At 34.3% G+C, this 21589-nt stretch carries 29 protein-coding genes; 20 read left to right on the plus strand and 9 right to left on the minus strand.

Annotated features, from left to right (window positions below; all coding sequences use genetic code 11):
• Positions 1–245 precede the first annotated feature (245 nt).
• Positions 246–701 carry an Hsp20/alpha crystallin family protein gene (locus AC6CHK_RS05160; protein ID WP_498094200.1) on the plus strand — a complete coding sequence of 152 codons (456 nt, stop codon included), beginning with the start codon at positions 246–248 and terminating at the stop codon, positions 699–701.
• Positions 702–818: 117 nt separating this feature from the next.
• Here the strand turns inward: AC6CHK_RS05160 and AC6CHK_RS05165 are convergent, their stop codons facing one another.
• Genes AC6CHK_RS05165 through AC6CHK_RS05175 form a run of 3 tightly spaced genes read right to left on the minus strand, consistent with a single transcriptional unit; the run spans position 819 to position 2135 of the window.
• Positions 819–1625 (minus strand): DUF3667 domain-containing protein, encoded by an 807-nt coding sequence (locus AC6CHK_RS05165; RefSeq protein ID WP_498094201.1) that lies wholly within the window; start codon positions 1623–1625, stop codon positions 819–821.
• Positions 1626–1640: 15 nt separating this feature from the next.
• Complete coding sequence (locus AC6CHK_RS05170; RefSeq protein WP_498094202.1) at positions 1641–1895, minus strand: hypothetical protein; 255 nt, start codon at positions 1893–1895, stop codon at positions 1641–1643.
• 33 nt (positions 1896–1928) lie between these two features.
• Positions 1929–2135: an FUSC family protein gene (locus AC6CHK_RS05175; protein WP_498094203.1), complete on the minus strand. Its 207-nt coding sequence runs from the start codon at positions 2133–2135 to the stop codon at positions 1929–1931.
• A 348-nt stretch (positions 2136–2483) separates the two neighbouring features.
• Between AC6CHK_RS05175 and AC6CHK_RS05180 the strand changes: the two genes are divergently transcribed.
• Positions 2484–2990 carry an RNA polymerase sigma factor gene (locus AC6CHK_RS05180; RefSeq protein ID WP_498094205.1) on the plus strand — a complete coding sequence of 169 codons (507 nt, stop codon included), beginning with the start codon at positions 2484–2486 and terminating at the stop codon, positions 2988–2990.
• Positions 2991–3100: 110 nt separating this feature from the next.
• Here the strand turns inward: AC6CHK_RS05180 and AC6CHK_RS05185 are convergent, their stop codons facing one another.
• Positions 3101–3937, minus strand: coding sequence for an alpha/beta fold hydrolase (locus tag AC6CHK_RS05185; protein WP_498094207.1), 837 nt, complete (start codon positions 3935–3937; stop codon positions 3101–3103).
• A gap of 121 nt (positions 3938–4058) precedes the next feature.
• Between AC6CHK_RS05185 and AC6CHK_RS05190 the strand changes: the two genes are divergently transcribed.
• The gene (locus AC6CHK_RS05190; protein WP_498094209.1) at positions 4059–4553 is read left to right on the plus strand and encodes an RNA polymerase sigma factor; all 495 of its coding nucleotides are present in this window, start codon (positions 4059–4061) and stop codon (positions 4551–4553) included.
• A gap of 23 nt (positions 4554–4576) precedes the next feature.
• Positions 4577–5176 (plus strand): DUF8845 family protein, encoded by a 600-nt coding sequence (locus AC6CHK_RS05195; protein ID WP_498094211.1) that lies wholly within the window; start codon positions 4577–4579, stop codon positions 5174–5176.
• Between the two features lie 42 nt (positions 5177–5218).
• On the opposite strand, the gene AC6CHK_RS05200 is transcribed toward AC6CHK_RS05195, so the two are convergent.
• Genes AC6CHK_RS05200 through AC6CHK_RS05210 form a run of 3 tightly spaced genes read right to left on the minus strand, consistent with a single transcriptional unit; the run spans position 5219 to position 8261 of the window.
• Positions 5219–5785, minus strand: coding sequence for a DUF417 family protein (locus AC6CHK_RS05200; protein WP_498094213.1), 567 nt, complete (start codon positions 5783–5785; stop codon positions 5219–5221).
• 59 nt (positions 5786–5844) lie between these two features.
• Positions 5845–6678, minus strand: coding sequence for a helix-turn-helix domain-containing protein (locus tag AC6CHK_RS05205; protein WP_498094215.1), 834 nt, complete (start codon positions 6676–6678; stop codon positions 5845–5847).
• A gap of 29 nt (positions 6679–6707) precedes the next feature.
• Complete coding sequence (locus AC6CHK_RS05210; protein ID WP_498094217.1) at positions 6708–8261, minus strand: S41 family peptidase; 1554 nt, start codon at positions 8259–8261, stop codon at positions 6708–6710.
• A gap of 144 nt (positions 8262–8405) precedes the next feature.
• Between AC6CHK_RS05210 and AC6CHK_RS05215 the strand changes: the two genes are divergently transcribed.
• Entirely contained in the window at positions 8406–9500 is a 1095-nt protein-coding gene (locus tag AC6CHK_RS05215) for an MBL fold metallo-hydrolase (RefSeq protein WP_498094219.1), read from the plus strand.
• Between the two features lies 1 nt (position 9501).
• On the opposite strand, the gene AC6CHK_RS05220 is transcribed toward AC6CHK_RS05215, so the two are convergent.
• On the minus strand, positions 9502–9789 hold the full coding sequence (locus AC6CHK_RS05220; protein WP_498094221.1) for a GNAT family N-acetyltransferase: 288 nt from the start codon (positions 9787–9789) through the stop codon (positions 9502–9504).
• A 230-nt stretch (positions 9790–10019) separates the two neighbouring features.
• Complete coding sequence (locus AC6CHK_RS05225; protein ID WP_498094222.1) at positions 10020–12239, minus strand: NADP-dependent isocitrate dehydrogenase; 2220 nt, start codon at positions 12237–12239, stop codon at positions 10020–10022.
• A gap of 169 nt (positions 12240–12408) precedes the next feature.
• On the opposite strand from AC6CHK_RS05225, the gene tpx reads away from it, so the two are divergent.
• The 15 genes from tpx to AC6CHK_RS05300 all read left to right on the plus strand — a co-directional run bounded on the left by tpx (position 12409) and on the right by AC6CHK_RS05300 (position 21543).
• Positions 12409–12906, plus strand: coding sequence for a thiol peroxidase (gene tpx / locus AC6CHK_RS05230; protein WP_498094224.1), 498 nt, complete (start codon positions 12409–12411; stop codon positions 12904–12906).
• Between the two features lie 88 nt (positions 12907–12994).
• Positions 12995–13342: a VOC family protein gene (locus tag AC6CHK_RS05235; RefSeq protein ID WP_498094226.1), complete on the plus strand. Its 348-nt coding sequence runs from the start codon at positions 12995–12997 to the stop codon at positions 13340–13342.
• A 53-nt stretch (positions 13343–13395) separates the two neighbouring features.
• Positions 13396–14607: a DUF763 domain-containing protein gene (locus AC6CHK_RS05240; protein ID WP_498094228.1), complete on the plus strand. Its 1212-nt coding sequence runs from the start codon at positions 13396–13398 to the stop codon at positions 14605–14607.
• A 198-nt stretch (positions 14608–14805) separates the two neighbouring features.
• Positions 14806–15399, plus strand: coding sequence for a Crp/Fnr family transcriptional regulator (locus AC6CHK_RS05245; protein ID WP_498094230.1), 594 nt, complete (start codon positions 14806–14808; stop codon positions 15397–15399).
• A 76-nt stretch (positions 15400–15475) separates the two neighbouring features.
• Positions 15476–15886, plus strand: coding sequence for a VOC family protein (locus AC6CHK_RS05250; protein WP_498094232.1), 411 nt, complete (start codon positions 15476–15478; stop codon positions 15884–15886).
• A gap of 26 nt (positions 15887–15912) precedes the next feature.
• On the plus strand, positions 15913–16323 hold the full coding sequence (locus AC6CHK_RS05255; RefSeq protein ID WP_498094233.1) for a VOC family protein: 411 nt from the start codon (positions 15913–15915) through the stop codon (positions 16321–16323).
• A 28-nt stretch (positions 16324–16351) separates the two neighbouring features.
• Positions 16352–16876: a DinB family protein gene (locus AC6CHK_RS05260; protein WP_498094235.1), complete on the plus strand. Its 525-nt coding sequence runs from the start codon at positions 16352–16354 to the stop codon at positions 16874–16876.
• 68 nt (positions 16877–16944) lie between these two features.
• The gene (locus AC6CHK_RS05265) at positions 16945–17376 is read left to right on the plus strand and encodes a VOC family protein (protein ID WP_498094237.1); all 432 of its coding nucleotides are present in this window, start codon (positions 16945–16947) and stop codon (positions 17374–17376) included.
• Positions 17377–17453: 77 nt separating this feature from the next.
• Positions 17454–17867, plus strand: a complete 414-nt coding sequence (locus tag AC6CHK_RS05270; protein WP_498094238.1) for an SRPBCC family protein — start codon at positions 17454–17456, stop codon at positions 17865–17867.
• A gap of 17 nt (positions 17868–17884) precedes the next feature.
• The gene (locus AC6CHK_RS05275; protein ID WP_498094239.1) at positions 17885–18142 is read left to right on the plus strand and encodes a helix-hairpin-helix domain-containing protein; all 258 of its coding nucleotides are present in this window, start codon (positions 17885–17887) and stop codon (positions 18140–18142) included.
• Positions 18143–18273: 131 nt separating this feature from the next.
• Positions 18274–19137 carry a VOC family protein gene (locus AC6CHK_RS05280; protein WP_498094241.1) on the plus strand — a complete coding sequence of 288 codons (864 nt, stop codon included), beginning with the start codon at positions 18274–18276 and terminating at the stop codon, positions 19135–19137.
• 47 nt (positions 19138–19184) lie between these two features.
• Positions 19185–20018 (plus strand): SDR family oxidoreductase, encoded by an 834-nt coding sequence (locus AC6CHK_RS05285; protein ID WP_498094243.1) that lies wholly within the window; start codon positions 19185–19187, stop codon positions 20016–20018.
• A 55-nt stretch (positions 20019–20073) separates the two neighbouring features.
• The gene (locus tag AC6CHK_RS05290) at positions 20074–20502 is read left to right on the plus strand and encodes an SRPBCC family protein (protein ID WP_498094244.1); all 429 of its coding nucleotides are present in this window, start codon (positions 20074–20076) and stop codon (positions 20500–20502) included.
• A 44-nt stretch (positions 20503–20546) separates the two neighbouring features.
• Positions 20547–20990, plus strand: coding sequence for an SRPBCC family protein (locus AC6CHK_RS05295; RefSeq protein ID WP_498094246.1), 444 nt, complete (start codon positions 20547–20549; stop codon positions 20988–20990).
• Between the two features lie 94 nt (positions 20991–21084).
• On the plus strand, positions 21085–21543 hold the full coding sequence (locus AC6CHK_RS05300; protein ID WP_498094248.1) for a DoxX family protein: 459 nt from the start codon (positions 21085–21087) through the stop codon (positions 21541–21543).
• The last annotated feature ends 46 nt before the right edge of the window (positions 21544–21589 follow it).

Below are 21589 nucleotides of genomic sequence, written 5' to 3' on the forward strand. Positions count from 1 at the left end.
GATTTACGGATTGCGTTAATCCAAATTATATTGTCAAATATATAAAATCTAGCGATTACAAATGCATCTTCCATAATCTCAAAATTTCCCCAAGCAACCAGCAACTTAATAAACTTTTCTGTGTCACAACGTGACAATTTTTCGCATTGAATGACAATTTTTCGCATCTTAAGGGCTGGCACATTGTTTGAAAATTATGTAATGTGTTCATTAATATATTGTTTAACCTTTAAAAATTGTTTGTTATGTCAATCGTAAAAAGAAACAATGGCAGTTTGCTCCCTGCAAATCCTCGTATGTTGTTCGATGACTTTTTCGGACGTGAACTTTTTAATTGGGGCAATAATAATTTTTCTTCCACTCTTACTACAATTCCTTCGGTGAATGTCAAGGAAAATCCTGAAAGTTTTGAAGTGGAAGTAGCAGCACCGGGTATGGAGAAAGGTGATTTCCAGATTACTCTGGAAGGAAATCTTCTGACGATTTCTTCATCAAAAGAAAATAAAAATGAAGAAAACAAAGACAACTATACACGGAGAGAATTCAGCTATCAGTCGTTCCAGCGTAGCTTTGAACTTTCTAAGGACGTGGTAGACGAAGAGCGCATTGAAGCTAAATATGAAAATGGCGTTCTGAAGCTTACCATTCCTAAAACTGAAAAGGCAAAAAAACAAGCGCCACGAATGATTGAAATTCAGTAACAAAAAAAATTAAACTTATACATTGGTTTTCCGCAAGGAAAACCAATTTTTCTATTAACTGATCTGATATTTTAATTTATAATTCAGTTCGCCTGAAGCAAAATTGGCAGTAAATTCTTATTTCTGTATTTGTTTTGGTGTCATGTATTCTAATGCTTCCGGGCCTTTAATAGTGGCAAAAATAAATGCTCCGATCATTATAATCATCATAAGAATTACAAATCCTAAAGCCATTAAAGCTACTGTTATTCCAACACGGCCAATTATACTTTTTAATGGTTTATCGGAATAGAATTCTTTAAAAAACCAAACTAAAATAAATGGAACAGCCAACATTGAAAGGTTAATTAAATAAGAAAAGTATTCCATATTACCTTTAAATACAAACATCAACGGGTAAACCAGGAAAATATTAAAAAGCGTGTAGAAGCAAAGTATATAGGAATTCATTACCACGTGTTCGTAATAGTTGTGTCCCCATTTCCTGAATGCCAGTTTAGTAAAAAATGCAAAAAACGGAATCAGCAGAAGCATAATGATGGAATTATAACTTGTATTTATCGTCATATAATCATTCATAAACTCAGAATTGATGTTTTCTTTTGAGTAAATAGAGGACATGATTTTATCAAGCCCAATTATTTTGAATGATATAAAAGCAGAAATACCACTTAAGACGAAAGCCAATAAAATAGGCTTATAATGATTCACCCGATTTCCGTCAATAAATTCTCTTGCTGTTTTGCCGGGATTTTTAATAATATTTTTTACAGAATATAGAAATCCTTTATTAGTGTGTAGGAAAGTATACTGGATCTCGTCCAGAATATATTTCCTATCAATTCTTTTATATTTTTTTTGTCCGCAATTACTACAAAAATAGCCTGTAATAATCTCGTTGCAGTTTTGGCAATTTAATTCCATATTGTCTTAGAAAAATTAGAGGTTTCTTGATTTAATTTCTTTATTAAGCAAACTTAAATTTACCAGTAAAGGAATAAAAACTGCAATCAAGGTAAAAATAGGAATGAATACTGCCAAAGGTATATTCTGACTTCCTTTTGTGACAAAAAGATAAACCAGAATGGCAATTGCCAATATATAAACGATTCCAAGGCCAATTGAAGCCCCTTTTAATAAGTCTCTTTTTTTGAGCAATTTTTCGTTGTTCAGTTCTTTGTTTTCGTTTTTCATGGCAGGGTTGGATTAGATTGTATGTAAATTAAATCATTTATTCTTCGGATTATTCATCACTTTATATATAAAAAATAATGGAATTAATATGAAAAAACCAAAGCCGTTTTTCGAAATGCTGTAAATAACAATTCCAATCATTACACCAATTAATAATGCATTTAGAAGATTTGCTGATTTCTTTTTCTTTGCTTTTTGTGATAATTCCTGATCACTTGGCTCGGTAAATTCTTTTTCCATTTATAATATTTTTTGGATAATTGAAATAATATGCGAATCTCAACTTTATTTTTTAAATATAAAAGAAAATGTTTACATAATGATATATTTTTAAAAATATGATAATACGATTCTTAATTTATTCAGTTCATAAAAATATATTTTAAAACTGTAACCTTAGTATAAATAAGTTTAAGCTTTTATTAATTACAACATGGCTTTTGCAGATCAAGTTAACATAAAGATAGATTGCTAATAACTATCTCATTTTATGGTTATTTTTAATAATAAATTGTTTATTTGTGTATTTTTATTCTAGTAAAATGTAACAATTGTTGATTATTTGTTACATATTGTACAGAGAAAAGTATGTCTTCACAGCAAAAAGAATTCTTGGAGAAAATTGAAAAGCATAAAGGTGTTATTTTCAAAATATCCAAGATGTATATGGATAACAGAGATGATCAGAATGATCTCTATCAGGAGATTGTTTATCAGGCCTGGAAATCATATGGTGGTTTCCAAAGGAAAAGCGATTTCTCTACCTGGCTATACCGTACAGCACTCAATACGGCTATTGTTTTTCTCCGGAGCGCGAAAAAACGTAGCTTTATACACAACCAAAGCATAGACAATCTTGCCGTTCATCAGGAATTATACAATGAGGCCGATGACAAAAACATGAAAATGATGTACGAGGCAATCCACCAGTTGAGTCCCATTGACAAAGCCCTGATTTTTTTCTATTTAGAAGATTTCTCCGGTAAAGAAATTGCAAGCCAGCTGGGGCTCAGCGAAGTAAACGTACGTGTAAAGCTCAACAGAGCAAAGGCAAAATTGAAAGAAATAATAACAAAGCAGAAGAAGGTCATTTAAAATACTACAGAAATATATAAGCTCATCAAAGCATCAATATTAATTTAGACTCGGTTTTGATATAGAATAAATCTATATTCTTTGCTTTACCTTTCTTTAGAATTTAATTTTCATTTAATCTGTTCGTTTAGAAAACTGGTTAAAGTACTGTTCAGCTTATCAGCATGTGTAACGTTCAGTCCATGAGGAGCGCCTTCAATTATGACATATTCGTTGTTGGCAATTTTTTCTGCGGCCTGTTTTCCTGCCGTTTCTATCGGTACAATTTGATCATCATTGCCATGCACGATCAACGTCTTTACATTCACATTTTTCAGTTCATCACGGAAATCTGTGTTTGCCCAGCTTTCAGCGCATTTTATAGTGGCGATAGGAGAGGCTTGTGAAGCGATGCTCCAGTCATAATCCAATTGTTTCTGAGTTACTGTTTGTGCAAGTAAACCGTAATTGTAAAAGTTTTTGTGGAAAGTTTCAAGAAAAGTAATACGGTCTTTTTTGAGGCTTTCCATAATTTTGTCAAGATCAGCTTGCGGAACACCATGCGGATTGTCATCTTTCTGCTTTACCAAAGGTATAATTGAAGAAATCAAAGCTACTTTATCAATATTTTCTGAACCATAATTGGTAAGATAACGAACTACTTCGCCGCCACCCATTGAGAAACCAAAAAGAATTACATTTTTAAGTTCCAGCTGTGATATGATTTCGTGTAAATCGGCAGCCAATCCATTGTAATCATAACCGTCGCTTGTAGGCCAGGATTTTCCAAAACCTTTTCTGTCATAAGTAATCACTCGATAGCCCAATTCTAAAAGAACAGGCACCTGCAATTCCCATGATTTTCCGCAAAGCGGCCATCCGTGAATTAAAACAATTGGTTGCCCAGCACCGAAATCTTCATAATACAATTGATAATTCTTTTCATTTTGTTTTGTGATATATGGCATAATTATAATTTTTAATATTCCATTATTTTTGAACAAATTTTAAGCCAGTAAATAGTTTTAAAATTAGAAAGAAATGTAACAATTTTTTTTAATCGTAACTAACTCTTCAGAGCTAAAAACCATGACTTCAGCAGAACAAGAATTTTTAGATAAAATAGAAAAGCATAAAGGAATCATTTTTAAGATTTCTAAAATGTATATGGATGATAAAGACGACCGCGACGATCTTTTTCAGGAAATAACGTATCAGGTCTGGAAAGCTTATTCAAGTTTTAGAGGAGAAAGTGAGTTTTCTACCTGGCTTTACAGAATAGCCTTAAATACAGCAATAGTTTTTTTAAAGTCTGAAAAAAAGAGAAGTTTTATTGTCAATGAAGATTTTACAGATTATAAAATTGTTCAGGATGAATATGATCTGGAAAAAGAAGAAAAACTGACTGAAATGTACAAAGCCATTCATCAGCTAAATCCGATTGATAAGGCATTAGTTTTCTATTATTTAGAAGACTTTTCGGGGAGAGAAATTGCAGAACAGATGGGAATTTCCGAAGGAAATGTAAGGGTGAAAATGAATCGCGCAAAAAATAAACTGAAAGATATCTTAAACTCAAAATAATATTAATTTAAAAAATAACAGCAATGAATATAGATGAACTAAAAAATACATGGAACGAAGATTTTTCTGATGAAACTCCCGAAATAAGCATTGATAATAGCAAAAAAATAAATCTTCCTTTAGAAAAAATTAGGAAAAATATGAGAGGGGAATTCTGGTCAACTTTAGGAATACTAATTTTTGGATTTGCCGTTGTATGGATTCCCGTTCCTGAAGCTCCTTTTAAATTTAAATTTTATTTAACGGTATTGCTGTTTTCAATGGTAATTGTTATCTCATTTTTTTTCAGCAAATTTTTTAAACTATATAAAGAAATCAGCAATCCGGTCATGAAAACATACCAATCTCTTCAGGATCTTCTGCACCAGCTTAATCTGAATAAACAATATTATCTTTCTTTTTATCTTGCTTTTGTGCCATTTTTGGTTTGTGAGTTGATTATCGTATTAGAATTTTTACCCAGACCGAAACCATTAAGCGATTTGCAAATAGCTGTTATTCTTATTGGCTGTGTTTTAGTTGGATTAATTGCATTATTTCTTATGGGAAAATGGTGGTTTAAGCGTTTATACGGAAAATATATTAATCAGGTGAAAAATCTTTTAGAAGAACTTCAGAAATAAGGTTTCGGCGGGCTGAAAGCCCGCCGAAACCTTAAACAATAATTATAATCTCGATTTCTCTAATATGCTTTTCGAAGAATCAGATGCAATTACTAAACCTGCACCAAGCATGATAATATCTTTTAAAACAAGCCTTCCCGCTCCTGAAAGATAAGGGAAACCATGTTGAGGTCCACCCAAATCCGGAACCCATGTTTCTGGTGTGGTAATGAGAAAAGTAAGGGTGATTATTGACATTCCTGCGGTTAATATTCCACTTAAAACTCCGATTTTCGGATAAAAAATACCTAACAAAACAAAGACTCCAGTGATACATATTACAGCTCCTAAACCATAAGAAAAAGTATAAGTTCCGTTGGTTTTATGCCATTCGATATTTTCAGGAACAACTTCGCCTTCTTTGTTTTTATGAAGATGATAATTATCTATATCCGAAGCTTTATTGTTAAGAAAAAAACTCATAAAAGGAGAATTGGCGACAAACGGAATAATACCTTCAGCCTCATATTGATATGCTTTCAAACCTCCAATCCAAGCCATTACAATAAAAATACCGATTCTTAAAAAGTGAACAAACGTTCTCTGTGAATTAGCTAATAATTCAATCATAATTTTTTATTGGCAAATTACAGGAAACAAAGAACTGAAGAAATGGCTATTTATGGATATTACCTGTAAAAATCTGCAACAATAGAGACTCCGCCTTCTTTTCTGAACTGCGAAGGTGAAATACCGCTGTGTTTTTTGAAATATTTACTGAAATAAAATTCATCGCTGAAATTGAGCTCCAAAGCAATTTCTTTAATTGATTTCCGGGTAAGGTGTATTTTTCTTTTAGCCTCCAGGATTACTCTGTCCTGAATAATTTTTGATGGTGTTTTATTGAAGTTTGCTTTGACTTTTTTACTCAAAGTATTGGGCGCAATATGAAGCAGATCTGCATAAAAACTTAAATTTTTTTCAAATAAAAAATGCTTTTCTACAAGAGCCTGAAAAGATTTTATTTCTTTAAAATTATTTCTAATTAGATTCTGATTGAGCAATATTTTATTTTTTTCTTTGCTGCAAATAGCAAGTATAAGTTGAAGATAAGCGCGTAAAACTGCATGATTAAAGCTTTCTTTATAACTTTCATTTTGTATTTTTAAAAAATAATGACAGATTTCCTCGAATACCGCAGGATTCAATTCAAAATGAGGAAAAAGATAAATATTGTTAAAAAGCAAGCCATTACACGCAACTTCTTTTTTATGAAATTCAATACAGTAAAAGTCACCGTGAAAATTAAGAATCTCAATTTCAATATTCATTTCACTGAAAATCTGGATATTCTGAAAAGGCGAAGTGAAAAATATAGTTTTGCCGGTAAAATCATATTCCGTAAAATCAACCACTATTTTACCATTTCCTTCAAGCAGAAAAATGTGATAAAATGAATCACTAAAAATATTCTTAAAATATTCTGAATCTTTTTTCTGAACAGATATAAAATCACTTTTCATGAAAATAAAGCTACAAAATTATTTAAGATTTAAGGCAAAATATTAGAAGATGCATTCCCTTTTTCTTTTGTGATTTCTTTTTTTACCCAATCCAGCTGCACGTCTTTTTGCGCTAAAATATATTCAATGTTTTGTTTAATTTCAACATCCGGGATTACACCTTTTTGTGTATTGCTGAACATAATATTTGGCTGTACAAGAGCTAAACCAATCGGCAAATCGATTTTAGAATTTGGAAGAGTCTGATAAGAATAAAACCCCGCAACAGTTCCATCATTGGCTCCACCGGTTTCTTCGCCCACTAATATTACACGCTTGTCATTTTTGAGTTTTGCCGCGATAATCGAAGATGCAGAAAAGCTTCCGCCATTAATTAATACAAAAACTTTCCCATGAAAAGCATTTTTTTTAGGCTTTGTAGATTTTGCGGCTTTCATTCTGTAATAGGCTTTGCCGTCTTTTCCTTTATATGAGCTGAATGCCTGGCCAAGAAAATATCCGGGATAAACCAATGTTTTTAAAGCATATTGCAGCGGACCGGTTTTTCGGAAATAATTGGTTTTTAATGGGCTGTATTTTGAACTGAGTTGTGAAGGCTTAATAAGAATAAACGGTTCCGGCGCCAGATAAGAATACAGATTGTTGATTTCATAAAGAGAACCGCCGTAATTGTCTCTAATGTCAATTATCAAATAACCGGCTTTTGCATTTTTTATTTTTTCAAAGCTTTCTTTGTAGAATTTGTCCGAAAATGTTTTTGAAAAACTTTTTACTTTAATATAAGCAATGGAAGAATCTTTATCCAGAAATTTAAAGTTCCGGTTGTAAGAATCTGTTGCTGCGACGTAGTCATTCAGCTTTTTTTGCGGTGTACGCTTTTTGAGTTCTTTGTCTTTTTCCAGATCTGTTTTACTTTTTGATTCTCTTCTGATGGTGTACACTTTTTCTTCGCCTTTGTACAGGGTTTCAATTTTTGCGCTGTCTAAAATACCTTTTTCCACCGTATAAAAGTTAAAGAAAACATCCTTTAAGTAATACGGATAAAAAGTAGTGTTGAAGCCGTCGCTGCTGATCAGGTTTCTGTATTTTTGAAGATAACTGGAAACAGGAACTTCATTGATTGACAAAATTTCAGTTCCGGGTTTTATATTTTCTATAGAGTCTTTATTTTCAATGATATACAGATGATCTCCTTCCACATGATATTCAAAACGTCCAAAAAGTCCTTTTTTATTTTTTAAAGTTTTAATTTCTTTTTTATTGAACTTCTTACCCGGAATTCTCAACGCCAGATGGCCTTCGCGTATTTTGGCAATGACGGGTTGAAGCTTAAAATAAAACTGAACGGGTGCAAGCGGTTTATTAATTGTTTTTTTCAGGCTGTCAAACTTAAAATCCAGCTCACTTTTTGAAATATACCAATTGAGTTGCGGATGCATTTGCTGAAGTTTTTGGTAAGCAAAATCTACATCTTCCCGAAGCTTTTCGGGAGAAATGGTTGTTAATCTGTGTTTATTGTTCCTTTTAACCGAAGCGCAGGAAACCAAAGCAAACACAAAAAACAGAAATACAAAATGTTTCAATTGACAGGATTTAAGGTTAAATTTAAAAAGTTTATCATTATAAAGAGAAAAAAAGTAATTTTTATTTCTCTTCGTCTTAATGTAAACAATCGACAGTAACACAGAAAAGGTTACATTTAAAAAGTTAATATTTATTTTATAAAAATGATCTATTTAATCATCATTGTTGCGTTTATTATTGCATTAATATATTTGGTGACTTCTTGGGAGGTTTTCGGTGCAGAACCTACAGGAAAGCGTCTGGAAAGAATGCTTCAATCGAAACATTATAAAAACAAGCAGTTTCAGAATCTGAGCTTTACCCCTCAAATTGCCGAAGGACACAGCATGTCAAAGGTAATGTACACTTTCTTTTTTGCTAAAAAAGATCCGTTTTTGAAACCTCACGCCAACATTCCTGCAATCCATTCAGATTTGAAAAGCCTTTCAAAAGATAAAGATATTTTCGTTTGGTTGGGGCATTCGTCTTATTTTATGCAGATTGACGGACTGTCTTTTTTAATAGATCCGGTTTTGAGCGATTATGGATCGCCATTTAAGTTTTTTAATAAAGCTTTTAAAGGTTCAGATCTGTTTAAACCGGAAGATATTCCACAAATCGATTATCTCGTGATTACGCATGATCATTACGATCATTTGGATTATCCAACGGTAAAAGCAATTAAGCCTAAAGTAGAAAAAGTTATTTTGCCTTTAGGTGTTGGTGCTCATTTTGAAAGATGGGGATATTCTGAAAATCAGCTTTTGGAAGAAGAATGGGGCGCTTCGATTGAGCTTAAAAACGATATTAAAATCACATTTACACCGGCCAGACATTTTTCTGGTAGAAAATTTCATAGAAATAATACGCTTTGGACTTCTTATGTTTTGGAAACCCGGTCAAAAAAAATATTTTTGGGCGGTGACAGCGGTTATGATACTCATTTTAAAATGATTGGTGAAAAATTCGGGCCTTTTGATTTTGCTGTTTTAGAAAACGGACAATACAATGAAGCCTGGAAATACATTCATGCTTTGCCGGAAGATGTTATTCAGGCAAGTTTGGATCTTAAGGCAAAAAGTATTATTCCGGTACATTCCGGGAAGTTTGCGTTGGCGCTTCATCCATGGAATGAGCCGCTGAAAAAAGTGACAAAACTTGGAAAAGAAAAAAATCTGCATATTCTTACCCCGAAAATCGGTGAAATTTTAGATTTAAATAAATCCGAAAACCACTTTCAGGCTTGGTGGGAAGAATAATTTATTCGTGCCAGATTCCTTTGTATCTTTTCGGATGATTTTCTAATTGTTGTCTTGCAAAATCACATTCTGGGTGAATCATAAGATCTTTTTTCTCGGCATAACGTACCAATTCGTCCAAAAGCATTTTGGCATATCCGTGGCCTTCAAGATCTTCGTCAATTTTTGTATAATATACATTCATGAGCCTGCCGTCGATCTTTATAGACATGTAGCCGACTTTTTTTCCGTTAATTAATATCTGCAATTCGTCTTGATATGGAGATATTTCAAATGTTATATTTTCCATGATTTTTGTGAAATTTGGTAAAGTTAAATTGTTCTTAAACGGATTCTTTCCTTTAAAATTACAAATTAAATTGTTATAAATGGATTGTTTTTTTAGATCTTACCGTAATTTTTATTGATTTAAAATTAAAATGACCTAAACTTAAACTCTTCAATATCTAAATGGTAAAAAGTTTTAAAAACAAAAAGCTCCTTAAAAAAGGAGCTTTCATTTATGTTATAAGTCGAAAATTAAATTTCGTCAATAATTTCGTTTAAAACAGTGCTTGGTCTCATTGCTTCATACGTTTTGTATGTGTCGGTTTTGTAGTATCCGTCAATATTTTGAGGCTTACCTTGAGCACCAATTAATTCAGCATTAATTACTTCTTCATTTTCCTTCATTGCTTCTGCAACCGGAGCAAATTGTTCAGCTAATTCAGCATCAGCAGTTTGGTTAGCCAACGCTTCAGCCCAATACATCGCCAAATAGAAGTGAGAACCTCTGTTATCGATTTGTCCTACTTTTCTTGCAGGAGACTTATCTGTAGCTAAGAATTTAGCGTTTGCTTCATCCAATGCATCAGCCAGAACCTGAGCTTTCGTATTTCCTTGAGTTTGAGCTAAATGTTCTAAAGAAGCCTGTAATGCTAAGAATTCACCTAGAGAATCCCATCTTAAATACCCTTCTTCAACAAATTGTTCAACGTGTTTTGGAGCAGAACCTCCAGCACCAGTTTCAAATAAACCGCCACCGTTCATCAATGGAACGATAGAAAGCATTTTTGCGGAAGTTCCAAGTTCAAGAATTGGGAAAAGGTCAGTAAGATAATCTCTCAATACGTTCCCTGAAACAGAAATTGTATCTTTTCCTTCTCTTGCTCTTTTCAACGTTTCGGTCATTGCGTCTTTTACATCAAGAATCTTAATGTCAAGTCCGTTTGTATCGTGATCAGCCAAATATTTTTCAACTTTTTTGATGATTTCCCTGTCGTGCGCTCTTCCTTTATCTAACCAGAAAATTGCAGGCGTATCAGACAATCTTGATCTGTTTACCGCCAATTTTACCCAATCCTGAATCGGAGCATCTTTCGTCTGACACATTCTGAAAATATCACCTTTTTCTACTTTTTGAGAAAGAAGAACGCTTCCGGTTTCGTCCTGAACTTCAATTGTTCCTTCAGCGGTTGCTTGGAAAGTTTTGTCATGAGATCCGTATTCTTCAGCTTTTTGAGCCATTAAACCAACGTTCGGAACAGAGCCCATTGTTGTGGGATCCAATTTTCCGTGAGCTTTCATATCGTCAATTACAGCTTGATAAAAACCAGCGTATGAACGATCCGGAATGATACAAACCGTGTCTTCTTCTTTTCCTTCTTTGTTCCACATTTTTCCGCCGCCTCTTACCAAAGCAGCCATTGATGCGTCAACAATAATATCGGAAGGAACGTGGAAATTCGTAATTCCTTTGTCAGAATTCACCATTGCAACTCTTGGTCCGTTTGCTAAAGCAGCTTCAATGTCACCTTTAATATTTGCTTCCTGAGCATTTCCTTTGATTTTTTCGAAAAGATCGGCTAGCCCATTATTTGGATTAACGTCTAAAGATTTGAAAGTTTCAGCATATTTTACGAAAACGTCTTTAAAGAATGTTTCTACGATCGCTCCGAAAATAATTGGGTCGGAGATTTTCATCATCGTAGCCTTTAAGTGAGCGGAAAGAAGTACGTTTTTGTTTTTAGCTTCGTCGATCGCCTGTTGAACGAAAGCTCTTAAAGCGTTTAAGTTCATTACAGAAGAATCGATAATTTCTCCGACCTGAAGGTCTGCGAAATCTTTTAATAAAGTTTCAGCACCGTCATTTCCTTTGAAAACGATTTTATATTTTGTTGCATTTTCAAGCGTAGTCGAAGTTTCAGTTCCGTAGAAATCGCCGTTGTCCATGTGAGCAACGTCAGTTTTGCTGTCAGAAGCCCAATCACCCATTCTGTGTGGATTTGCTTTTGCATAATTTTTAACAGCTTTCGGAGCACGTCTGTCAGAATTTCCTTCTCTTAACACAGGATTTACGGCACTTCCCAATACTTTAGCATATTTAGCTTTGATCGCTTTTTCCTCATCATTTTTTGGTTCAGCAGGATAATTTGGAACTGCAAAACCTTTTGATTGTAATTCAGCAATTGCTTCATCCAATTGAGGCGCAGAAGCGGAAATATTGGGTAATTTGATAATGTTCGCATCCGGTTGAGTGGCCAATTGACCTAATTGAGCCAATGCGTCGTCGATTTTCTGATCATCTTTCAAAAATTCAGGGAAGTTTGCCAAAATTCTTCCGGCCAAAGAAATATCCGGAACCGCAATCTCAATATTTGCTGATTTCGTAAATGCCTTTACGATTGGTAAAAACGAGTGTGTAGCCAACATCGGAGCTTCATCCGTAAGGGTGTAATAGATTTTTGATTTGTCTGACATTATACTGTTATTTATTATTTGATTTTTAAAGTCCCACAAATTTAGTTAAAATTTAATTTTTTTAGATTAAACCTAAATAAGAATTTCTACTTTAAGAATTATTTAACCTTTAATTGAACAAAATCCTGTGAATTTTGAATAAATTTGATAAACTTTAAAAAGATACATTATGTCAACGATCACATTAAAAGGAAATGAAGTGCATACATTGGGAAAACTTCCTGAAGTTGGCTTTACAATCAAAGATTTTGCTTTGGTAGACACAAATCTGAATGTAAAAGAACTTTCAAATTTTGACGGAAAAAAGAAAGTATTCAATATTTTTCCAAGCATTGATACAGGAATTTGTGCGGCGTCTGCAAGAAAATTCAACGAAGAAGCTTCGGCTTTAGAAAATACGGTTGTGATCAATGTTTCTAAAGATTTACCTTTTGCATTAGGAAGATTTTGTGCTGCCGAAGGTTTGGATAATGTAGAAACGCTTTCAGATTTCAGAGGAAGTTTTGGAGACGATTATGAAGTTACAATCACCGATTCTCCAATGAAAGGCCTTTTGAGCCGCGCTGTAATTGTAACTGATGAAGAAAATAAAGTAGTGTACACAGAGCAGGTTTCAGAAATTGCAAACGAGCCAAATTATGATGCAGCAATCGAAGCATTAAAGTAATTAGAAATAAAAAATTTTTGTAAAGCCTTGTGAAAAGTACTTTGCAAGGCTTTTTTTGTAATTAATATTTTCTAAAACAGAAATTAAAATGGTTAAAAGAATTGTCGCAAATATAAAAACTGATGATTTATCAAAAGCAGATCGGTTTTATCATGACATTTTAGGTCTGGAAATTTTGATGGATCATGACTGGATCAAAACATTCGGAAATGATGAAGAATCAAAGGTTCAGATCAGTTTTGCCATTCATGGAGGAAATGATACGGAAGTTCCTGATTTATCGATTGAAGTTGATAATGTAGATGAAATTTATGAGAAAATGAACAATTCCGGATTTGAAATTATATACAAAATTACCAACGAAGATTGGGGCGTTCGTCGCTTTTTTGTAAAAGACCCGTTGGGGAATCTGGTAAATATTCTTTCGCATCAATAAGTTGACTCAAATCATCAAAACTTTATCTATTAAAAGCTAAATTTACATAATAAATGAAACGTTCAGGAACAGCAGATTTACCTCTTCACTACGGCAAAGTACCGCCGTGGCTTTATGAGCGTATGTCTATTCTCGGGCTTTCAATTATTGAAGTAATTTTAGCAGATTACGGTAAAGATGAAGTTATCCGCCGATTGGCTGATCCGTTTTGGTTCCAAAGTTTCGGTGCAGTAATGGGAATGGATTGGCATTCTTCGGGAATCACAACTTCCGTGATGGGTGCTTTGAAACGTTCAATCAACCCTAATTCTCAATCTCTTGGATTATATATTTGTGGCGGAAAAGGAAAATTTTCCAGAGAAACGCCGTCAGAACTTCTTCAAATTGCCAATAAAACAGGATTAAACGGAACTGAATTGGTAAGAGCCAGCAAACTTTCCGCAAAAGTAGACAATACGGCCATTCAGGATGGTTATCAATTGTATTTACACAACTTTATTTTGTCAGATAATGGAAACTGGAGCGTTGTTCAGCAAGGAATGCACGAATCCGACGGAACGGCAAGGCGATATCATTGGCATTCAGAAAATATTAAATCCTTTGTTGAAGAGCCTCACACAGGAATCAACGGAATTTCGAGAGGGAGAATCTTAAATCTTACCGATTCTGAAGCTTCCGGAAACAGAAAAGGAATTTTAGACATTTCTCATACCGATTCTGCAGAAATTATGAGTGACTTTTCGAGATTAATTCTTCCTAATCATCACGATGTTCAGGCTTCTGATGTCGACTTGAGGCGTTTGGGAGCGCTTTTATATGTTACAGGTGAACAGCAACCGCAAAATTTTGAAGATCTTTTGTTGCTGGAAGGTGTCGGTCCGCGAACGATGCAGTCTTTAGCCTTGGCAAGCGAAGTGATTCACGGTGCGCCTTCAAGGTTTAAAGATCCGGCGAGATTTTCCTTTGCTCATGGTGGAAAAGACGGTCATCCGTTTCCTGTTCCGACCAAAGTTTATGACGAAAGCATCAATATTCTTAAATCAGGAATCGAAAAATCTAAACTAGGAAATTCCGACAAATTAAAAACATTGAACAAGCTTCACGAGATTGTTGCCAAAACAGAAGCAGATTTCATTCCGAATTTCGATATTCAGGAAGTCATCGAAGAAGAACGGCAAAACTCATGGAGATTTGGCGGCAAAACTGTGTTTGGAGATGCGCAGAAACCAACAAAACCGAAACCCATTCAGCTTTCTTTGTTTTAAATATAATTTTTAATAATAAACCATTAAGAATTTAATTAAGTTGATAAGGATATTAAGCATAGCTTCGCTTAAGATAAATCTTAATTAAACTTAATGCCTTAAAATAATCTTAATGCTTCAAAATCTTAAACAATAAAAAATTTCCTTTATCAGTTCCCGAAAAAATTTTACTTTTAGCTTTCCAAAACACTTTCATCAATGAGTAATAAATCTCTCGAAATCTCGTATGATTTTCCATTTTTTCTGAATGAAGAACTTGCTGAAATTTTTCAGGCTCATGAGAAAGTATTATTTCAAAAAGGCGACTGTATACTTGAAGAAGGAAAAACAGCAAATGAATATTATATCCTGGAAAAAGGTCTGGCAAGATCTTTCGTGAATGACTTTAACGGAAATGATGTAACGACAAATTTTTTCGTAGAAAACGAAATTGTCATTGAAGTTTCGTCGATATTTCAAAGAATTGCGACGCAGGAAAACATTGTCTGCATCACAGATTGCGAATGCTGGAAGATGGATTTTGATGTGTTTCAGGAATTGTTTCACAAAATACCAAACCTTCGAGAATGGGGCAGAGCATGGATGTCGCAGCAGCTTTTTGTGTACAAACAGCGCTCGGTAGAGATGTTTACGCTTTCCGCAACAAAACGTTACCTGAATCTTTTGGAACAAAAACCTCATGTCATTCAATTTGCTCCGCTGAAGCAGATCGCATCTTATTTGGGAGTTACAGACACTTCTTTAAGCCGCATCCGCAAAGAATTGGTCTCTCATCATCCAAAGAAAATTTAAATCTTGTCTTATGGCAAGTTGATTTCCGCAATGACTTGGTAATTTTGGTTAAAAGTTTAACACCAAAAATTACAAAATGAAAGTCAATCAAATTTATGTCAATCTTCCGGTAACAGATGTTCAAAAGACAAGAGAATTTTGGACGAAACTGGGGTTTTCAATCAACGAACAATTTTCTGATGAGAAAGCAGTTTGTGTCGTGATGAAAGAAGATCATATTTACACGATGTTTTTAAAGGAAGAGTTTTTCCAAACTTTTACAGATAGACCTGTTGCAAAGGGAGAAACAACACAAACGCTTCTTGCTATTGGCGTAAACAGTCGTGAAGAAGTTGATCAAGTAGTAAAAACTGCTATCGAAAATGGAGGCTCAACATACAGTGAACCGCAAGATCATGGCTGGATGTATCAAAGTGCTTTTTCAGACCTGAACGGACATCAGTGGGAAGTAATGTTTGCGGATGTTTCTCAGATTCCTGCAGAGTAAAATTCTAAAATTTTTAAAATTACAAAATGAAAGTCAATCAAATTTATGTCAATCTGCCGGTAAAAGACATTCCGAAAACAAAAGAATTCTGGTCGAAACTAGGCTTTACTTTCAACGAACAAATTTCAGACGAAAGAGCGGTTTGTGTAGTGATGAATGACAATATTTACGTTATGTTTATCACGGAAGAATATTTTCAGACTTTTTCCGAGAGACCGGTTCCGAAAGGTGATACCACTCAGGTTCTTATTGCAATTAGCTTAAACAGCCGTGAAGAAGTTGATAATTTAGTAAACACAGCTCTTGAAAACGGTGCAACACAACACGAGGAGCCACAGGATCATGGTTGGATGTATCATAATTCTTTCTGGGACATCAACGGACATGGCTGGAATGTAACGTTTGCAGATTTTTCTCAAATGCCTTCGCAGCCTTAAACTCAATCTTAACCTTAATTTTAAAATTATGGACACACCAAAATCAAAAAAATTAGACATTATTATTCCGGCTTTTCGGGGACACAGCCAAAACTTTCTTATGGTTCTCGACGGAATTTCTGAAGAAGATGCTTTAAAGAGAATTGAAGGAAAAACCAATCACATCGTTTGGATGGTTGGGAATTTTCTTGATATGCGTTATGCATTAGGAAATGTTTTCGGAATCAACGAAGAATTTGAATTTGTAGACTTTTTCTCGCAAGGAAAAGCGTTGGACGAAACTCTGAAATATCCGACTTTAGAACAGCTTAAAGCAGATTTTCATAAAATTTCACCTCTTGTTTACAGCAAATTACTGGAAGCTTCCGATGAAGAGTTGGAAAAAGCATTTCCGATGGGAATGAACGTTGATTTTTTCCCTGAAACTATTTTGAATTTTGTCGGAATGTGCATCGGACGTGAAGATTATCTGTGCGGACAAATCGGATTGATGCGAAGAATTCTCGGTTACGAAGGAATGAAATACGATTTCGATAAAGACTTAAAATATTAATGATCCAAAAAAGGTTTTAAGCATCATTAATTAAAGATTAATAAACAATTTTAAAAAATAAAAATATCATGGCAAAATTAAATCCTTACTTAAATTTTGATGGAAAAGCAGAAGAAGCTTTCACTTTTTATCAATCAGTTTTCGGCGGAGAATTCGTTGGCGGAATCCACAAAATGGGCAATGCTCCCGGAACTGAAAATCTGTCGGACGAAGAAAAAAACAGAGTAATGCACATTGCGCTTCCGATTGGCGGTGATTTGTTGATGGCCTCAGATATTGTGCCGAGCTTCGGCCAGACTTTGACTGTCGGAAACAACAATTATGTATCGGTTTTCCCTGAATCCAAAGAAGATGCCGACCGAATTTTCAAAGGACTTTCTGAAGGCGGAAACATCGAAATGCCGATTGAAGATCAATTTTGGGGAGATTATTTCGGCAGCTTTCAGGACAAATATGGTGTTCATTGGATGATCAACTACAATGACGAATACGCAAAATAATCCTATATTTAACTAATTATAAAAAGGGTGACCGAGGTTTTGGTTGCCCTTAACTTAAACCCATTAAAAAAAAGTATATGGAACCAATTAAAATTGACATTACGATTTTAGCTCCTGTTGAAAAAGTTTGGGATTATTTTAATGAGCCCAAACACATTACTAAATGGAATTTTGCTGATGAAACCTGGCATTGCCCAAGTTCTGAAAATGACCTTCGCGTTGGAGGAAAACTTAAGGCCAGAATGGAAGCGAAAGACGGAAGTTTCGGGTTTGATTTTGAAGCAATTTATGATGAGATAATTCCACATGAAAGAATAAAATATCATCTTGAAGATGGTAGAAATGTTGGAATAATCTTTGATAAAATTGATGAAAATACAACCAAAGTGATCGAAATTTTCGAGCCTGAAAAACAAAATTCTGTTGAAATGCAGCGCGATGGCTGGTACGCAATACTCAACAATTTCCACAAATATGTGGAAAATAACTAACTTAAAAACTTTTGATCATGATCAATTTAGTAATAATGGCAAGATATCTAAAGCCCATTTGTACTGAGAATCATGCAATGAAAAATAATTTTTTGCAGGGAATTATTGCAATGCCCGCAAGAAAAGCTTTGGAGAAAGAAAAGATAGATTCTTTGGAAAAATTATCAGATTATTCTGAACAGGAAATCATGCAATTTCATGGCTTTGGAAAAAATACAATTCAGAGGCTGAAAAATCACATGCAGGAAAACCAAATGTCATTTAGAAATAATTAAAACTTAATTTTTTAATTGCTTAAATAAGCCTTAATAGCCAAATTTAAATTATAAATAAGTTACTAAGATTATTAAGAGATTGCTTCGCTTCGCTCGCAATGACAGATCAAAACAACCATAAAATTAAAATAATGAACAACGATATTTTCCCGTGTCTCTGGTATGATGGAGATACCAAACAATCAGCAGAATTTTACTGCAAAGTATTTGATGGAAAAATTACAGCAGATACGCCTGTTGTGATAGATATTGATCTTTTTGGTCAAAAGTTAATGCTTTTAAACGGCGGTCCGCATTTTGAAAAAAACGCTTCTGTTTCTTTTATGGTAATGTGTGAAACGGAAGATGAGGTTCAAAAATATTGGGATCAATTATCGGATGGCGGAATCGCTTTAATGCCTTTAGATTCTTATCCGTGGAGCAAGAAATACGGCTGGGTTCGGGATAAGTTTGGGGTGACGTGGCAAATTTTTCTTGGCGAAAATCAAACCGGTCAGAAAATTATTCCAACGCTGATGTTTATTCACCAAAACAACGGAAAAGCAATGGAAGCAATGGAATTGTACACGAAAGTATTTCCAAATTCAAAGATTGGTAACGTTTTGAAATACGGTGATGGTTTTGGTGATGAAAACCATGAAATTCCTGAAAATGTACAGCATGCCCATTTTGAAATCAATGGTTATTCTTTTTTCTGTATGGATAATTCTTATGATCATCAATTTGATTTTAATGAAGGAATTTCGATGGTTGTAATGACGGACAATCAGGAAGAGACGGATTATCTTTGGAATGCATTAACTTCCGATGGAGGGCAGGAAAGCATGTGCGGATGGTTGAAAGACAAATTTGGATTTAGCTGGCAAATTGTTCCGAAAATACTGATTCAGCTGATGAACGATTCTGATCAGGAAAAGGCTCAGAAAGTGGTGCAGGCAATGATGAAAATGCAAAAAATTGTCATTGCAGATTTAGAAAAAGCGTATAATTCATAAAATTTTCGGCTTATTGTTTGATGTAATTTTGCGAAAAAGATTTGCTTATGAAAACACAGAACAAGTCAAAATCTCTTTCAAAAGTGCCGGAAGACGGTTTGTATCCCGAAATTATCAAAAAAAACTATTTAGGAAGTAAAAAATTAGTAGGCAAAAAAGCGGTCATTTCCGGTGGAGACAGCGGAATCGGCCAGGCTGTTGCCGTGCATTTTGCCCGTGAAGGTGCAGATGTTGCGATTATTTACAAAGAAAGCGACAAAGATGCTAAGGAAACATTAAAATTGGTAGAAAAAGAAGGAAGGCAATGTATTTTATTAAAAGGTGATATTGCTAAAAAGGCTTTCCGGAACAAATGTCTTGAAAAAGTAAAAAAACAATGGAAAACTCTTGACATTCTCGTCAATAATGCCGGAATTCAATTCCCTAAAGATGATGTTGAAAATATTTCTGATCAGCAGATTGCAGAAACATTCAATGTCAATATTATTTCGATGATTTCTTTTACCAGAGATTTTTTACCTTTAATGAAAAAAGGAAGCCGGATCATTTGTACAACATCTGTTACGGCTTATCGCGGCAGCGAGCATCTTATTGATTATTCTGCAACAAAAGGAGCAATTGCTACTTTCGTACGTTCTTTGGCAACCAATCTTGCCGAAAAAAATATTCTGGTCAACGGAATCGCTCCCGGACCGATCTGGACACCGTTGGTGAAAGAAACTTTTGAAGATATTTCCACTTTTGGTAAAGACACCCCTTTAAAAAGAGCAGGCCAGCCTTCAGAAGTTGCTCCGGCTTACGTTTTTCTGGCATCGGAAGATTCGAGTTTTATTACAGGAGAAATTATTCACATTAATGGTGGTGATTTCGTCGGAGGATAATTTTTTTACCTAAACCTAAACCTAAACCTAAACCTAAACCTAAACCTAAAATTATATGGAAACCTTAAAATTCGAAATTGAAATAGACGCACCGCCCGAAAAAGTATGGACTGTACTTTGGAGCGACATATCTTATCAGCAATGGACATCGGCTTTTACAGAAGGCTCGTTTTATCAGGGAACATTGGAGGAAAACAGCATTGTAAAGTTTTTGGATCCTAAAAATAACGGAATGTACAGCCGTGTGGTCAAAAATGTACCGAATAAGGAAATGATTTTTCTGCATTTAGGTGAAATTTATGATGGTATCGAAACACCGCAGGATTGGGGAGACGCTACCGAATCTTATCTTTTGGAAGACACCGAAAATGGAATTCTTTTAAAGTGCGAAATCAAAACTTCAGAAGAATTCAAAGTTTTTTTTGAAGAGCATTTCCCTAAAGCATTGCTTAATATTAAACATCTGGCTGAAAATCAGCTTTAAAGTGGAATAATTTAAAACAACATCAACATCATAAAATAATTATTATGGAAACATTATCATACGAAACAGTAATTGATGCACCAAAACAAAAAGTTTGGGACATTCTTTGGGGACCGGAAACTTATAGCGAATGGACGCAATTTTTCAGTCCGGGTTCTCAAATGAAATCTGATTGGAAAGTCGACGGGAAAACGTATTTCGTTAATGCTGAAGGCGAAGGAATGGTTTCTACAATTGACAGCATTGATGAACCTAATCAAATTGTTTTTAAGCATTTAGGAATGGTCGACAAAGATGGAGTTGAAGATACCGAAAGCATGGAAGTCAAGCAATGGAGCGGCTGTTATGAAAAGTATATTTTAATTGATTACGACGGAAAAACCAAGCTTCATGCAGAAGTGCAGACCGAAAAAAACTGGGAAGAGCACATGAATGAGGGCTTTACGAAAGGATTGGAAGTTGTGAAAAATCTGGCTGAAAATAATTAATATGTTTTAGATAGTTTCTTCGCACAGATTTTGGCAGATTACATAGATTTTATTGTAATTTTAAAACTGATTCAAATTTGCGAGAAATAAAAACATGAAATTATTAACAATTCTTTTCGCCACATTCATTCTTTCTTTGTTGGGAACGAAAATTTTTCAGGGCGACTGGAATTTTTTGTTTTCAGGAAATTTGGGAATGGCAGCTTTCGTTATTTTTACTGGATTTGCGCACTTTAAATTTCAAAAAGGAATGGCAATGATGATTCCGGATTTTATTCCTGCAAAGATGTTTTGGGTTTATTTTACCGGAATTATTGAAATTGCTGCCGGAATAGGCTTGATGATTCCTTCGATTCGGGAAACTACAGCAATTCTGTTGATTATTTTTTATTTCTTGGTTTTTCTTGCCAACATCAATTCGGCAAAGAAAAAAGTGAATCTTTTTAAAGCAGATTATACAGGTCCCGGAATGAGCTATCTTTATAAAGAGAGAATTCCGATGCAGATTATTTTGATTGTATGGACTTGGTATTTTGGAATTTGTTTGAATTAAATCTTGACAAATTATTAGAAATATAAAACGGAAAGTATTGACTTTT

This window comes from Chryseobacterium sp. GQ58 (assembly GCF_059758895.1).

Bases quoted from the DNA above. Each gene is read 5' to 3' on its own strand.
- AC6CHK_RS05160 (WP_498094200.1), top strand. From the start codon at position 246: ATGTCAATCGTAAAAAGAAACAATGGCAGTTTGCTCCCTGCAAATCCT.
- AC6CHK_RS05165 (WP_498094201.1), bottom strand. From the start codon at position 1,625: ATGGAATTAAATTGCCAAAACTGCAACGAGATTATTACAGGCTATTTT.
- AC6CHK_RS05170 (WP_498094202.1), bottom strand. From the start codon at position 1,895: ATGAAAAACGAAAACAAAGAACTGAACAACGAAAAATTGCTCAAAAAA.
- AC6CHK_RS05175 (WP_498094203.1), bottom strand. From the start codon at position 2,135: ATGGAAAAAGAATTTACCGAGCCAAGTGATCAGGAATTATCACAAAAA.
- AC6CHK_RS05180 (WP_498094205.1), top strand. From the start codon at position 2,484: ATGTCTTCACAGCAAAAAGAATTCTTGGAGAAAATTGAAAAGCATAAA.
- AC6CHK_RS05185 (WP_498094207.1), bottom strand. From the start codon at position 3,937: ATGCCATATATCACAAAACAAAATGAAAAGAATTATCAATTGTATTAT.
- AC6CHK_RS05190 (WP_498094209.1), top strand. From the start codon at position 4,059: ATGACTTCAGCAGAACAAGAATTTTTAGATAAAATAGAAAAGCATAAA.
- AC6CHK_RS05195 (WP_498094211.1), top strand. From the start codon at position 4,577: ATGAATATAGATGAACTAAAAAATACATGGAACGAAGATTTTTCTGAT.
- AC6CHK_RS05200 (WP_498094213.1), bottom strand. From the start codon at position 5,785: ATGATTGAATTATTAGCTAATTCACAGAGAACGTTTGTTCACTTTTTA.
- AC6CHK_RS05205 (WP_498094215.1), bottom strand. From the start codon at position 6,678: ATGAAAAGTGATTTTATATCTGTTCAGAAAAAAGATTCAGAATATTTT.
- AC6CHK_RS05215 (WP_498094219.1), top strand. From the start codon at position 8,406: ATGATCTATTTAATCATCATTGTTGCGTTTATTATTGCATTAATATAT.
- AC6CHK_RS05220 (WP_498094221.1), bottom strand. From the start codon at position 9,789: ATGGAAAATATAACATTTGAAATATCTCCATATCAAGACGAATTGCAG.
- AC6CHK_RS05225 (WP_498094222.1), bottom strand. From the start codon at position 12,239: ATGTCAGACAAATCAAAAATCTATTACACCCTTACGGATGAAGCTCCG.
- tpx (WP_498094224.1), top strand. From the start codon at position 12,409: ATGTCAACGATCACATTAAAAGGAAATGAAGTGCATACATTGGGAAAA.
- AC6CHK_RS05235 (WP_498094226.1), top strand. From the start codon at position 12,995: ATGGTTAAAAGAATTGTCGCAAATATAAAAACTGATGATTTATCAAAA.
- AC6CHK_RS05240 (WP_498094228.1), top strand. From the start codon at position 13,396: ATGAAACGTTCAGGAACAGCAGATTTACCTCTTCACTACGGCAAAGTA.
- AC6CHK_RS05245 (WP_498094230.1), top strand. From the start codon at position 14,806: ATGAGTAATAAATCTCTCGAAATCTCGTATGATTTTCCATTTTTTCTG.
- AC6CHK_RS05250 (WP_498094232.1), top strand. From the start codon at position 15,476: ATGAAAGTCAATCAAATTTATGTCAATCTTCCGGTAACAGATGTTCAA.
- AC6CHK_RS05255 (WP_498094233.1), top strand. From the start codon at position 15,913: ATGAAAGTCAATCAAATTTATGTCAATCTGCCGGTAAAAGACATTCCG.
- AC6CHK_RS05260 (WP_498094235.1), top strand. From the start codon at position 16,352: ATGGACACACCAAAATCAAAAAAATTAGACATTATTATTCCGGCTTTT.
- AC6CHK_RS05265 (WP_498094237.1), top strand. From the start codon at position 16,945: ATGGCAAAATTAAATCCTTACTTAAATTTTGATGGAAAAGCAGAAGAA.
- AC6CHK_RS05270 (WP_498094238.1), top strand. From the start codon at position 17,454: ATGGAACCAATTAAAATTGACATTACGATTTTAGCTCCTGTTGAAAAA.
- AC6CHK_RS05275 (WP_498094239.1), top strand. From the start codon at position 17,885: ATGATCAATTTAGTAATAATGGCAAGATATCTAAAGCCCATTTGTACT.
- AC6CHK_RS05280 (WP_498094241.1), top strand. From the start codon at position 18,274: ATGAACAACGATATTTTCCCGTGTCTCTGGTATGATGGAGATACCAAA.
- AC6CHK_RS05285 (WP_498094243.1), top strand. From the start codon at position 19,185: ATGAAAACACAGAACAAGTCAAAATCTCTTTCAAAAGTGCCGGAAGAC.
- AC6CHK_RS05290 (WP_498094244.1), top strand. From the start codon at position 20,074: ATGGAAACCTTAAAATTCGAAATTGAAATAGACGCACCGCCCGAAAAA.
- AC6CHK_RS05295 (WP_498094246.1), top strand. From the start codon at position 20,547: ATGGAAACATTATCATACGAAACAGTAATTGATGCACCAAAACAAAAA.
- AC6CHK_RS05300 (WP_498094248.1), top strand. From the start codon at position 21,085: ATGAAATTATTAACAATTCTTTTCGCCACATTCATTCTTTCTTTGTTG.